The following is a 13,530-nucleotide window of genomic DNA, read 5'->3' as shown; positions in this document are numbered from 1 at the left end:
AGGCGCTGTAATGCCGCATACCAATGCATTTCTGGACAAACTCGCCAGCAGTTCGCTGCGTTTGAACAAAAGTCTGCTGCTGCTCGGCGCACTTGTGTTGCTGCTGTTGGGCATCAGCTATCTGGGGGTGCAGCGCATGCTCGAAGAGCAGCGCGACACCCTGCAGTTTCACTTCGCCCGATTGATGGAGAACATCCACGAGCAGGAAGTGTTTCTGCGCGATATCTCCCAGGCCAGTGCCAAGGGTCAATATTTCCCTTTGGTGGTGTTGCCCACCTATTCGCAAAAGCTGCTGCCCGAAGAAGGCCCGAATATCTATGAAGGTCGCGGCTTGCCGTTTTCACTGCCGTTCAGCGTAAAGATCGATCCGAACAGAATCGCCGCCGACCAATACCCCAAGGTTTTCGCGCTGGGCAGTTATCTGGCCGCCTACTACAGCGCGTTCTGGGCGGCCTCGCACTATCAGTCGCCGCAAGTGATCCTGCTCAATGGCCCCGACAATTTCGACGTGGCCGTGCCCTCCGCCGGGCGCTTGCGCGGTGCCGGCCCGATGCAGATCGGCGCGTTTGCCCAAGTCATGAGCCAGGTGAACCAGCATGCACGCGAGCAGCCGTCATCAGTCGCTGATCATCAAGTGCATTGGGTACCCTACCCGTCCACTCAGGACAGCGAGGCAACACCGACGCTGCTGGCCTACGTCAGGATCAATCTGCTCCAGCCTATGCAGGCCATCGAGGGCGCCGATTCCTGGGTGGTGCTCGGCACGTTGCTGAAACTGTCCCAGATCAACAACATCGAGCGCTTGATGGAGTGGTCGATTTACGATGACTTCACCTTGATCACCCCGGCCGGCGTGGTCTTGACCGGCGCACACAGGCCCGACCAGGTACTGGATGAGGGGATCAATTTCAGCCGCGACGGTCTGGTGTTCAAGCTCAGCAGCCCCGGCGCACAGCACTGGACCGCGATCTACGTTATCAGCCTGCGCAGTTTTCTCAGCTATGCGCTGTGGCCATTGCTGTGCCTCGTAGCGGTGGTGCTGGCGTTGCTCGGTTGCGGTCGGGTCATCAATCGCTGGTACACCGCGCGCGTGATCATCCCCGCGCAAAGTGCGCACGCGAGCATCGCCGAAAGCGAGGCGTTCAGCCGTGCGGTGATCGACACCGCACCGACCGGCCTCTGTGTGATTCGCCGCAGCGATCACCACGTGCTCCTGGAAAACCAGCGCGCCCAGCAATGGCACGACAGCAGCCGTTTGATGAGCCTGCTCAAGGCGCACAGCGAGTCCGGCCATGCCGATCTCGAGATCGACGGGCGTCATCTGCATCTGGCCTTCGTCTCGACCCGTTACCAGGGCCAGGATGCCTGGTTGTGTGCGTTGCATGACGTGACCCGGCATATCGAAGACGCCGCCGCCCTGGAAGAAGCCCGTCAGGCCGCCGACTCGGCCAACCAGGCCAAGAGCCGCTTCCTCGCCACCATGAGCCATGAAATTCGTACCCCGCTCTACGGCGTGCTGGGCACCCTCGAATTACTCGGGCTGACACCGCTCGCCCCACGCCAGCAGGATTATCTGGACACCATCCAGCGTTCCTCCGCCAGCCTGTTCAAGCTGATCAGCGATGTGCTGGATGTGTCGAAGATCGAGGCCGGGCAAATGACCCTTGAGCTTCAGGACTTCTGTCCGCTGGAGCTGACTGAAGATGTCGTGCGTACTTACAGCGCATTTGCCCGCGCCAAAGGCCTGCAACTGTATGCCTGCATCGATTCGGGCTTGCCGGATCAACTGCGCGGTGACCCGTTGCGCATCCGCCAGATCCTCAACAACCTGCTGAGCAACGCGATCAAGTTCACCGACAACGGTCGCGTGGTGCTGCGCGTGCGCGTGTTGCAAAACGCCGCTGGCAGCGCCGAAGTGCAATGGCAGGTCAGCGACTCGGGGGTGGGGATTTCCCCGGCGCAGCAACAGCAATTGTTCGACCCGTTCTATCAGGTCAACGATGCCGACAGTCAGGCCGGCGCGGGTCTGGGCCTGGCCATCTGCAAATGGCTGTGCGAGTTGATGCTCGGGAAGTTGAGCGTGGTCAGCGAACCGGGACTGGGCAGCAGTTTTACCCTGCAACTCACGCTGGAGAACGTGCCGGGCGCATTGGCCGACTGCCCCGCTTTCGTGGCCGGCAGCCCCGCCGTTTATGTACGTGCACCGATCAGCGAACTGGCGCTGCACCTGATGGCCTGGCTCAACCGTTTTGGTCTGGATTGCCGCTTGGTGACGACCGAGATGCCACCACTCTCGGCGCTACTGGTGGACCTCACCCCGCTCGACAATGCCCCGCACTGGAGCGGGCCACGGATCGTCGCTTTGTCGGGCGGCCCAAATCCGGCGCAACTGAATGGCCCCGACTGGACGGTCGACGCCAACGATGTCCGCGCGATTGCCTGGGCTATTTATCTGGCACAACACGGCGCCAATGCGCAGCGCCCAGGCGCATTGCAGGCAAAGACCCGCCCACTGAATCTGCAGGTGCTGGTGGCCGAAGACAACTTGATCAACGCGGCGATCATCAAGGAGCAACTGGAGGCTCTGGGCTGCTCGGTGGTCGTCGCCGCGAATGGCGAACAAGCCTTGGCGCAGTGGGCGCCCGGCCGCTTCGATCTGCTGCTGACCGACGTCAACATGCCGGTCATGAACGGCTACCGACTGGCCGAAGCGGTGCGCCAACAGGACGCAACGCTGCCGATCATCGGCGTCACCGCCAACGCCCTGCGCGAAGAAGGCGAACGCTGCGCCGCCGTCGGCATGAACGCGTGGATGGTCAAGCCGCTGAACCTTGCCACCCTGCGTACGCAACTTGAGCAACATTGCAAAATCGCTGTGGCCCCCGTTATCGATACCCCGCCGTCGCTATCTGCAAAAATGCGCGAGTTGTTTGTCACCACCCTGCGCCAGGATATTCAGACCACCCTGGCGGCACTGGATGCGGCCGACGCCAACAGCGTGGCGCAGCAACTGCACGGCATGGCGGGGGCGCTAGGGGCAGTGCAGATCAACGCCTTGGCCAGCGCGTTTGTCGAGCTGGAATGTCGCTTGACCGGCATGGCCGTGACGCCCGCTCTGGCCGTGGCGGTGCGACAAAATCTGACGCGGCTGCAAGATCTGCTCGACTCCCTCGAATAACTTCACTCTGGATAAATCACTCATGGAAACCTTCAACGTTGTCATTGCCGATGATCATCCCATCGTGCTGCTGGGGGTGCGGGAACTGGTCGAGCGTGACCAACGCTTTCGCGTGGTGGGCGAAGCCGTAGGCTCCAATGAACTGATCAATCTGCTCGAAACCCGGCCCGTGGACTTGTTGATCACCGATTTCAACATGCCCGCCGATTCGCCTTACGGGGACGGCCTGAAACTGATGGAATACCTGACACGACACTTTCCCAGGGTTCGGGTATTGGTGCTGACCATGATCTCCAACCCCCTGATCCTGACGCGCCTGCAGGAACTTGGCGTGCTGGCGGTCATTCAGAAAAACCAGCTGCACGACGAAATTGAGACTGCCCTCAAAGCGATTGCCAAGGGCAGCCCGGTGCGCTGGCAGGTACCTGCGCCGACATCCGTAGTGAACGACGGCGCCGATCTGGATGAGCGTTTTTCCCGGCTGTCGCCCAAGGAACATGAAATCCTGCGTTTGTTCGTACAGGGCCAAGGCGTCAACGACATTGCCCGTTACTTGAACAGAAGTGCCAAGACTATTAGCACGCAGAAAATCTCGGCGATGCGCAAACTTGAAGTCGGCAGCGATCAGGAGTTATTGACTTACTGCATAGAACGCAACTTGTTCAATTAATAGTACGGGATACCTTTCTGCAACTTCCGCACATCTAGGAATCGTCTGATGTTCGCTCGGTAATTGGCGTTTTATTGTGTTGCTTTAACCCCACCAATGGAAAAAGCAACATGAAAAAGTTGTCCCAAACACTTCTCGCCCTTTCGATGTTCGCTGCCGCAGGTAACGCCCTGGCCGCTGACCCGGTCGTGCCAACCAAAGCCGGCAGCGGCACCATCAACTTCACCGGCACCATCAACAATGACGCCTGCTCCGTTGAAGGCGCGGGCAGCAATAAAACCATTTCGGTCGCCATGGGCGAAGTGTCGATCAAGGACATGGGCACAGCCACTGCACCCAAAGGCAATGGCACGTTGAGCGCCGAGAACTTCGACATGAAGATCAACTGCAACGCCGGCACCAAAGTTGCGATGATCTTCGAACCGACCAAAGGTGCGGGTTCGGGCATCGTTGCCGGGACCAAAGTGCTGAAGCTGATTGACGGTCTGGGCGCGGCCAAGAACGTCGGTATTGCCTTGCTCGATTCCAACGGTGCGCTGATCGATCTGAGTTCGCCCGCTGCGGCGAAGATCGAAAACACCCTGCAGGACAGCAACACCACGCTGAAATTCTCGGCCGCCTACGTCACCACTGCTGACGTCGCAACCGTGGTTGCCGGTCGCGGCGACGCTACCCTGCCGTTCACCCTGCAATACGAATAACCCGCGCAACTATTCGAGCCCAGTGCGGGGCCGCCCGGCCCCGCGCTTTCAATCACTTGCGCGGTAACCATCATGTTTTATCGTCACTCATTGTCCTTTTGCGCGGGCCTGCTGGGCCTGTTCGTGGTCAATCAGGCCACCGCCGGCATTTCCTTGAGCAGCACCCGCCTGGTCTTCGACGGCCAGCACAAGGAAGCCGGCATCACCGTGCGTAACAGCGGTGCAGATGTTCTGGTCCAGTCGTGGATCGACACCGATGCCAGCGAAACCACCTCCGTGCCGTTTGCGGTCACACCGCCACTGGTGCGCGTCAGCGGCGACGAACAGCAAATACTGCGGGTCATCTACGAAGGCACCGGCATGCCGACCGACCGCGAATCGGTGGTCTGGCTCAACGTGCAGGAAATCCCCCAGAACGCGAAGACCCAGAACACTCTGCAACTCGCCGTGCGCCAGCGCATCAAGGTGTTCTTCCGCCCGGCCGGTCTGAAAAACAACGCCTATCTGGCACCGGGCGAATTGACCTGGCGCCTGGCCGAGCGCGCCGGCAAAAGCGTGCTGGTGGTGAACAACCCCGGCCTGTATCACGTGTCGATTGCCGATATCACTCTGCAATCCGGCGCACTCAGCGAGCACCCGTTTGATTCGATGATGATCGCGCCCGGGGAACGCAAAGAGTTCGCCCTCAAACAACTTCATTCAACTAATGCGGCAAATTTGTTGTTCAGCAGCATTAACGACTATGGCGCCCAAGATCGTTATACCGCGCAACTTTCCAACAGCGCTGACACCAGCGCCAGTCCAAAGAAAGAAACGCCATAACTCGCGAATCGCTCTGATCGCACACTTTCACTGTATTTCTCTTCGCTCCGTTAGTTCGTATCGGAGGTGATATAGGGTTCCTGCATGTTTTTACTCAAACGCGACGGTTTGACGTCGTTGTTGATCGCCTCGGCTATCAGCTCGGCGTGCCAGGCTGACGGCGAAGAACAGTTCAACACGTCGTTTCTGCAAGGTGCCGCGTCGACTGTCGATGTGCAATCGCTGCTCGCCAGCAACAGCGTACTGCCCGGCAACTACCGGGTTGACCTCTACAGCAACGACACGCTGGTCGGTCGTCGCGACATCGACTTCCGTCGCCACCCCGGCAACGGCAAGATCCAGGCCTGCCTGACCCTGGAAATGGTCCAGCAATTGGGCGTCGACATCGCCAAGTTGCATGCCAGCGGCAAACTCAACGCTGACGACCCGAACGCCTGCCTCGACCTGCCGGCATTGATCGAACATGCCAGCGTGCGTTACGACGTGCCGCGCCTGCGCCTGCTGGTCAGCGTGCCGCAAAGCGCCATGGAACGTGGCCGGCGTGGTTACGTTGACCCGGCCCTGTGGGACGAAGGCGTGCCTGCGGCGTTTATCAACTATCAACTGAGCAGCAACCGTAACAGCACGCAGACCGCCAACACGCTTTCCAATAACGTCGGCTTGCGCAACGGCATCAACCTCGGTGGCTGGCGCTTGCGCAACGAGTCCAACTTCAACAGCAGCACGGGCCAGCCGAGCACCTTCAAAAGCAACCGCAGCTATCTGCAACATGACCTGACCGCGTTGAAAGGCCAGTTCAGTGCCGGGGATATTTTCTCCGACGCCGACCTGTTTGACAGCGTGCGCTATCGCGGCTTGAAACTGGCCTCCGATGACGGCATGCGCGCCGACAGCGAGCGCGGTTATGCACCGGTCATTCGCGGGATTGCCCAGTCCAGCGCCACGGTGGAAATTCGTCAGAACAACTACATCCTCTACACCACCAACGTGCCGCCGGGCCCCTTCGAGATCAGCGATATCTATCCCAGCGGTTCCAACGGCGATCTGGAGATCACGATTATCGAGGCCGACGGTCAGCGCCGGGTGACGGTGCAGGCGTTTTCCAGCCTGCCGATCATGGTGCGCCAGGGGCAGTTGAAGTACAGCGTCTCGGCCGGCCGCTACAACAGCAACAGCGATGATCAGCAATCGCCGCAGTTCGTCAGCAGCACGCTGGCCTATGGCATCAGCAGCAACTTGTCCGGCATCGTCGGCGTACAGGCGACCGAGAATTTCCAGGCGTTGTCCGTGGGCGCCGGGCGCAATACGCCGATCGGCGCCGTGTCACTGGACGTGACCCATTCCGCCAGTCGCACCTTTGGCCAAGTGGTCAAAGGCAACAGTTTGCGCGCGCTGTACGCCAAGACATTTACCGGCACCGACACCAGCTTCACCCTCGCCGCCTATCGCTATTCGACCGAGGGCTATCGCACCCTCACCGACCACGTCGAGGAACTGAGCCACGAGGGCGAAAAACGCACGGGCAACTCGAAAACCCGTACCGACCTGACCATCAACCAGAGCCTGGGGACTAACCAGCAATATGGCAGCGTTTACCTCAACGCCAGTGACCAGCGTTATTGGGGGCGCGGCGGATCGCAAAGCCTGTCGGCGGGTTACAGCAACTATTGGGGCGATGTCAGCTACAACCTCGGCGCGACTTACACCAAGGACGTCGGCAACTATGGGCCGGCGAACAACGACACCCTGGTCAACCTGTCGCTGTCATTCCCGCTGGGTTCGAAACCTCGCGCGCCCCGCGCCTTTGTTTCCGCGAGCACACAGAAAGCCACTGACAGCACTCAGGTCGGAATCAACGGCTACCTGACCGAAGACAGCGACACCTATTACTCGGTGCAAGGTGGCAACAGCAGCAGCGGAGGCAGCAGCGGTTCGGCCAATATCAGCACGCGAACATCGGTGATGGACATCAGCGCCGGTTACAGTCAGGGCCGCGGCTACAACTCGCAGAACCTTAATCTGGCCGGCTCGATCGTCGGCCACGGCGGCGGGATCAACCTCGGGCAAACCGTGGGTGAGACGTTTGCGTTGGCGCAGGTCGAAGGCGTTTCCGGGGTGAAAATCGGCAGTTTCTCCGGAGCGAAAACCGGGCGTAACGGCTATGCCGTGGTGCCCAACGCGCAACCCTATCGGGTCAACTGGATCAACCTCGATACCCGCGATCTGGGCGGCGATATCGAGATCGACAATGCGACCCGGCAAGTGGTGCCGCGCCGCGGTGCAGTGGTGCTCGCGCGCTATGCGAGCAAGACCGGACGCCGCGTGCAATTTGCCTTGTTCGATGCGCAGCACCAGCCGATCCCGTTTGGTGCGTCACTGGAAGATGCCGCCGGCAAGCAACTGGCGATCTCCGACCCGAGCGGCAAGGCACTGGCGCTGGTCGCGGACGACGCCGGCACCCTGACCATCAATTGGCAAGGCCAGCGCTGCGAGGCGTCGTATGCACTGCCCGAGCGGGACAAGGCGTTGAACTACGAGCGGGCCTCCCTGGTGTGCCGCGCGCCAGTGGCTGACTGAGAAGACGCCATCGCTGGCAAGCCAGCTCCCACAAAGTCCTTGGCGCACACAACAATCATGTACGCCACAGAAGCTTGTGGGAGCTGGCTTGCCAGCGATTGAAGCGACTCGGTTCAGGAGAAAGCGCGATCTAGAAATCGCGCTTGTAGAAAATATCCAGCGAACTGGCCACGCCACTGGCCGCTTCGACATAAACCCTCTTGCTCAGCTTATAGCGCAGCGCAATGGTGCTGGCCGGTTCAAACACGCCAACGCCATAACGCAAACTGAGCTTCTCGGTAATATTGCCGCTGGCCACCACACTGGTGGCATCGCCGCTGCCTGCCGTGTCGAGCTGGAAGTCCTGAATACCCAGATCCTTGGCCAGGCTGCTGGTGACCCCGGAGCTGCCCATCAGACCCAGACCCAATGCCGCTTGCGCGAGCATGTTGTTGTCTTCGCCGTTGGTGCTCAGCGGACGACCGAGGACCAGATAGGACAACGCCTGCTCCTGGCTCATCGCCGGCTCGGAGAAGATCTGTGTGGTCGGCTGCTCGGCGCTGCCACTGAGGCGAATACCGGCGATCACGTCGTCGGTCTGGCGGATCGCTTCGATGTCCAGATACGGCTGATCGAGGGGGCCGGCGAACAACAGACGCGCACGGCGCACTTGCAGGCGCTGGCCGTAGGCACTGTAGCGGCCGTCGTTGAGCCACAGTTCGCCACGGGTGTCCATGTTGTCGCCGATGTGCACATGGCCTTTCACGTTGGCGGTCAGGCCGAAACCGGCGAAAGCCAGTTTGTCTTCGCCGACCACCACGTCGATGTCCATTTTCATCGCCATCGGCGGTTTGCCCTCTTCGGTCTGCGCGCCGACGATGATCGTGTCATCGGAGACTTTCACCGTTGATGGCGGCAATTCGCGCACGGTGATTTCGCCTTTGGGCACCTGCACTTTGCCAGCGATTTTCAGCTCGTCGCCGGCCATGGAAATCTTCAGGTCCGGCGCCACTTCGAGCTTGGCATAGGGCTCGACGGTGACCGGCAATTGCGTGCCTTTGAGCGCCAGATCGACCACCAACGCCTGACCCCAGGCGACGTTACCGTTGAGGCTGCCCTGCCCGTTCTTGCCGCTTTTCCAGCCGCCGTCGAGGCGTACCGATTCGCCGGCAATCAGCGCGGTGAGTTGCAGGTTCTGCAGTTCCATCGGCAACTCGGCGCCGGACACTTCACCGTCGCTGAGTTGCACGGTGCCGTTGACCAGCGGCGCGAGCAATCCACCGGAAATCGTGCCGCTGCCATTCAGGCGCCCGGTGAGTTTTTCAACCATCGGCACAAACGGCCGTGCCACCGACAAGTCCAGCCCGGAGAGACGGAACGAGCCGCTCAGCGGTTTGTTTTTCGGCAGTGGATTGAGCTGTGCCTGCACCATCAACTCGCCGAGTTTGCCGCCGACGAAATTCAGCTCGGTGTCGACGCGTTTTGGCGTGAGTTTGCTGGTGAGTTTCAGGGTCTGGTACGGGAAGTCCAGCCACTGTTCCTTTTCCTTCATGCGCAAGGTGCCGCCACTGGCGTCGATGCTGACCACGCCGTTCGGGCCGCTGGCCGGCAGATCCAGTTGCAGATCGGCATTGAGCTTACCCTTCCAGGCGAAATCTTTTGGCAGCCATTGCGCGAGGCTTTCGATCGGGAACTGCTTGAGGTGGTAGCGCAGTTTCGGCTCCGGCATCAGGCGCTGATCTTCACCGCACAGGCTGGCGTCGCCGGACATCCAGCAATGAGCGCCAAAGTTGATTTTGCCGTCTGCCAGACGTTCGAGCTTGGCCGGGCTTTGCAGTTTCCAATCCTGGCCACCCGCCTGAATATCGCCACTGGCCAGACGACCACGCCAGTTGCCCTTGTCCAGATTGCCATCCAGACCGAGGGCTAGTTTCAGCTTCGGCCCGATCAGGTCGAGGTTGAGTTTCTGGTTCTTGATGTCGCCTTGGGCGCTGGCGGTCAACACACCCAGATTGGTGTCGCCGGCCTGAATGCCGCTGCCCTTCAGATCGATCTTTGCCCGCTGCGCACTGTCGAGGGTGGCGTCGAGGTTGAGGCTTTGCAGGCGATTGTCCTGGAAGGCCAGTTGCGAACCTTGCAGGTCGAGTTTGCCCTGCGGTGCTTTCAACGTGCCGGCGACATTGACCTGCCCGTTGACCTGCCCGCGCAGTTGCGGCCAGAGCTGAGCCAGACGCGACAGCTTGATATCAATCTGCCCGGTGAGTTTCTGTTGCAGACTGCCCTTGCCGCTGATGCTGTTGTCGCCGAGACGGATTTGCAGGGCATTCAGATTCCACTGTTCGCCAGCGCCATCAGCCTTGGCCTGGAGGATCGCCGGTTGCCCACGCAATTTGCCTTTCAAGTCGAGGTCGGCGGTGAGGCTCAGGCGTTCGTTTTTCATTTCGCCTTGGCTTTTCAGCGGTCCAGCTAACGTGCCCGGCAATTCGGCGACCCAGTACGCCGGGTTGAGCGCCGACAGTTCCAGCGCGGTGTCCCAGGCGATACCGTCGGCGAACTGCACATTCACATGGCCTTCAGCCTTGCCCTGCCCGGCTTCCATTTTCAGTTGCGGCAAGGCGACCTGTTTCAGGCTGCCGCTGAACGGACTGCTCAGGGTAAACGCGCCGGCCGGACCATCCAGAGCGGCGGCGAAGTTGCCGAGGTATTGACCATCGGTGTAGGAGACTTCGCCCGTGAAGGTGCGCAAAGCGACCTCAGGTTCGTCGATTTCGTTGTAGAGCCGATGCCACGGAAAGTCCTGCCAGTTGATGTTGGCTTGGGCGCTGAGGCCTTTACTCCAGTCGACGCTACCGGTGAGTTTCAGGCTTTGTTTGTCGTTGGCTGTCAGATCAAGGCCGGCGATCTGCGCGCCGCTGGCGTCGACTTTGCCTTTGAGCAGCAGCGCCACTGGGCCTTTGTCGGCGGGCAGCGTGGCGTTGCCGTTGAGCTGGTAACCGTTTTTCAGGTCGCCTTCACCCGTCAACAGCAATTGATTGAGTTGCAGGGTGTCGGACAGGTCGGCGCTCGGTTTGAACGCCTCGCTAGTGATGCGCACCTTGGCTGGCAGGTTTTCCGCCAGCGGTTGCAATTCACCACTCAACTGGCCGTCGAGGTAACCCCGGCTGTCGGCGTGCAGGTTGAGGGTTTTCAACAGGTCGCCGTCGATCTTCAACGCCAGCGCCCACGGCCCCGTGCCCGGCGACGGCAATGTCAGATCACCGGCGATGTTCAGCGGCCAGTTGCCGGTTGGCGCGAGCGTTCCGGACAAGTTCAGGCTGAGCTCGTCGCGCTGCAATTTCACGCTGTCGATCTGCATGCCTTGCGCGGTCCAGTGCGCCGCCAGTTGCAAACCCTTGAGCTGTTCGCTGCCGTTGAATAAAAGGCTGCCAACCTGCACGTCGCCCAGTTCGATGGCCACCGGCAATTGCAGATCCGGCAGTTTGATCGGGCCGCTTTCGGTGGTTTCTTCGCTCGGCGGGAATTGCAGAATGACCTGATCAGCCTTGAGCTGTTCGATGCACAAGGTCATACGCGTCAGGCACAACGGCGACCAGGCGAAAATCGCCTTGTTCAGCTCGACGCGGCTGCTGTCCTGCTGCCACAGCAGATGATCGGCACTCCATTGCCCGCCGAGGCGACCCTGGAAATTCTCCACCGTCAGCCCCGGAACGAGACCCAGTACCCAACGGCTGCCAGCCGCCGTGCCGAGTACGGCGGGGACACTCAATACAATCAACAACACCAGCGCCAGCAGCGTCAGCGCCGTAATTTTCAAACCACGCTTCACAGCTCAGGCCCCATGGAAAAGTGCAGCCGGATGCCGCCATCGTCGTCGAGTGCGTGGGCCAGATCGAGGCGGATCGGCCCCACCGGCGAGACCCAGCGCACACCAATGCCGACCCCGGTCTTGAGGTTCGGCAGTTCGAGTTTGTTGAAGGAGTTGCCCTGGTCGACGAACGTCGCCACGCGCCATTTTTCGGCGATCGAGTATTGATACTCGACGCTGCCAGCGACCGTGTAACGGCCGCCGATTCGGTCGCCATCGGAGTTTTTCGGCGACAGACTCTGATAGTCGTAACCGCGCACGCTCTGATCGCCACCGGCAAAGAAGCGCAGCGACGGCGGAATCGAGTTGTAGCCATTGGTGGCGCTACCGCCGACCTGCACGCGACCGAGCAAGCGATGTTTGTCGAACACCGTGGTCAGGCCTTTGACCAGCGCGGTGCCATACAGAAGGTTGTTGTCCGAGCCGAGGCCTTCCTTCGCCACTTTGCTTTCGAAGCTCAGGCGATAGCCATTGTGCGGGTCGATGCGGTTGTCGCTTTTCAGATACGAGTAACTGATGCCGGGCATCAGCAAGGTGCTCAGGCCGGAGTCATCGCCGAGTTCATATTCTTCACGCTGCCATTTCAGCGAAATCACCCGCTGCCAGCCGCTCGGCAATTTGCTGTGCCATTCCGGGCCGAAGGTCAGCAGTTTGCTCAGGGTGTCGGAGCCGTCGATATCTTCGAACTGATAACCGCCGGCCCAACGCAGTTTGTCGGTCAGTGGTGGGTCGAGCGGGATGTCGTAGAACAGCCCGACGTTTTGCCGAGGTGCCGAGAGTTCGGCTTCCCAACCGTAGCTGTCGCCTTGCGGGTTGACCCAATGGCGCGTCCAGTTGGCTTTGATGCGCGGGCCGACGTCGGTCGAATAACCGAGGCCCAGGCCCATGGTGCGCGGCTTGCGCGTGTCGAGTTTGACGTCCACCGGGATCACGTCATTTTTCGCGGTCGTCGGTGCGGCATCGACGCGCACGCCTTCGAAATAGCCGCTCGATTGCAGGTCGCGATTGAGTTCGGCGATCAGCTCGGAGTCGTACGGCTCACCCTCCTTGAACGGCACCATGCGTTGCAGCAGGTCTTCGTCGAACGGCGTGTCGCCTTCGAATTTGACCTTGCCCAGCGCATAACGCGGGCCGCTGTCGTAGATCAGTTCGATGTCGGCCACCCCGGCGCGCGGGTCGACCATAAGTTTTTGACTGGTGAAATGGCCACTGAAAAAACCGAAGCGCGAGGCCTGATTCTGAATAAGTCTTTTGGCGTCTTCATAACGCCCATGGTTGAGCACCGCACCGGACTTGAGCGCGTCGCTTTTCGGTACACGAAAGGATTTGAGGGAGGCAGCCGGGCCGTCGACACGAATGGTGACGTTGCGCAGGTGAATAGGCTCGCCGGGATCGATGTTCAACACCAGGCGCGGCTTGTCGCCGCCCTTGACGTCACTTTCAATCTGCGGCTGGTAGTAGCCCAACGCCTGAGCCGCTTTGCGCGCCTGCTCTTCGGCACCGCGACTGAAGCGCTGCAGGGCTTCTTCGTCACGATCGCCGAGGCTGCCGATATAGCCTTCTATATTGGCCTTGAGTTCATCGTTGGACGGTTTGATCCGCACATCCAATTCACTTTGCGCCAGCGCCGTGCAGCTGGTTAACAGCAGGAGCACGCCACTGGTAAATCTTCCTGGAAACTTCATAGGCGCGGATGCTATCACGGGCTTGGGAGCGTGATAGAACAGGAAATTTCCCA

The 13,530-nt window shown here is 60.4% G+C and carries 7 protein-coding genes; 5 read left to right on the top strand and 2 right to left on the bottom strand.

The window, feature by feature from the left end; genetic code table 11:
- The first annotated feature begins 10 nt into the window (after positions 1–10).
- The 5 genes from CKW14_RS01575 to CKW14_RS01555 all read left to right on the top strand — a co-directional run bounded on the left by CKW14_RS01575 (position 11) and on the right by CKW14_RS01555 (position 7,948).
- Positions 11–3,178: a hybrid sensor histidine kinase/response regulator gene (locus CKW14_RS01575; RefSeq protein ID WP_095124477.1), complete on the top strand. Its 3,168-nt coding sequence runs from the start codon at positions 11–13 to the stop codon at positions 3,176–3,178.
- Positions 3,179–3,200: 22 nt separating this feature from the next.
- Positions 3,201–3,848 (top strand): response regulator, encoded by a 648-nt coding sequence (locus CKW14_RS01570; RefSeq protein WP_095124476.1) that lies wholly within the window; start codon positions 3,201–3,203, stop codon positions 3,846–3,848.
- A gap of 110 nt (positions 3,849–3,958) precedes the next feature.
- A complete protein-coding gene (locus CKW14_RS01565) occupies positions 3,959–4,549 on the top strand; it encodes a fimbrial protein (RefSeq protein WP_095050773.1) in 591 nt (196 codons plus the stop codon).
- Positions 4,550–4,621: 72 nt separating this feature from the next.
- Positions 4,622–5,371 (top strand): molecular chaperone, encoded by a 750-nt coding sequence (locus CKW14_RS01560; RefSeq protein ID WP_095050774.1) that lies wholly within the window; start codon positions 4,622–4,624, stop codon positions 5,369–5,371.
- 84 nt (positions 5,372–5,455) lie between these two features.
- Positions 5,456–7,948 carry a fimbria/pilus outer membrane usher protein gene (locus tag CKW14_RS01555; protein ID WP_095124475.1) on the top strand — a complete coding sequence of 831 codons (2,493 nt, stop codon included), beginning with the start codon at positions 5,456–5,458 and terminating at the stop codon, positions 7,946–7,948.
- A gap of 130 nt (positions 7,949–8,078) precedes the next feature.
- Here the strand turns inward: CKW14_RS01555 and CKW14_RS01550 are convergent, their stop codons facing one another.
- Entirely contained in the window at positions 8,079–11,753 is a 3,675-nt protein-coding gene (locus CKW14_RS01550) for a translocation/assembly module TamB domain-containing protein (RefSeq protein ID WP_095124474.1), read from the bottom strand.
- Positions 11,750–13,477, bottom strand: coding sequence for an autotransporter assembly complex family protein (locus CKW14_RS01545; RefSeq protein WP_095124473.1), 1,728 nt, complete (start codon positions 13,475–13,477; stop codon positions 11,750–11,752). The genes CKW14_RS01550 and CKW14_RS01545 overlap by 4 nt, the downstream gene beginning before the upstream one ends.
- Positions 13,478–13,530: the final 53 nt, after the last annotated feature.

The organism is Pseudomonas sp. Irchel s3a12, from assembly GCF_900187485.1.
In the GTDB taxonomy this organism is placed as follows: Bacteria; Pseudomonadota; Gammaproteobacteria; order Pseudomonadales; family Pseudomonadaceae; genus Aquipseudomonas; species Aquipseudomonas neuropathica.
Note: the sequence above shows the minus strand (reverse complement) of the source record. Positions and strands in the feature narration are given on the sequence as shown.

What these genes read in the sequence shown, in the direction of transcription:
- CKW14_RS01565 (WP_095050773.1), top strand. Translation starts at nt 3,959, where the DNA reads ATGAAAAAGTTGTCCCAAACACTTCTCGCCCTTTCGATGTTCGCTGCC.
- CKW14_RS01570 (WP_095124476.1), top strand. Translation starts at nt 3,201, where the DNA reads ATGGAAACCTTCAACGTTGTCATTGCCGATGATCATCCCATCGTGCTG.
- CKW14_RS01555 (WP_095124475.1), top strand. Translation starts at nt 5,456, where the DNA reads ATGTTTTTACTCAAACGCGACGGTTTGACGTCGTTGTTGATCGCCTCG.
- CKW14_RS01575 (WP_095124477.1), top strand. Translation starts at nt 11, where the DNA reads ATGCCGCATACCAATGCATTTCTGGACAAACTCGCCAGCAGTTCGCTG.
- CKW14_RS01545 (WP_095124473.1), bottom strand. Translation starts at nt 13,477, where the DNA reads ATGAAGTTTCCAGGAAGATTTACCAGTGGCGTGCTCCTGCTGTTAACC.
- CKW14_RS01560 (WP_095050774.1), top strand. Translation starts at nt 4,622, where the DNA reads ATGTTTTATCGTCACTCATTGTCCTTTTGCGCGGGCCTGCTGGGCCTG.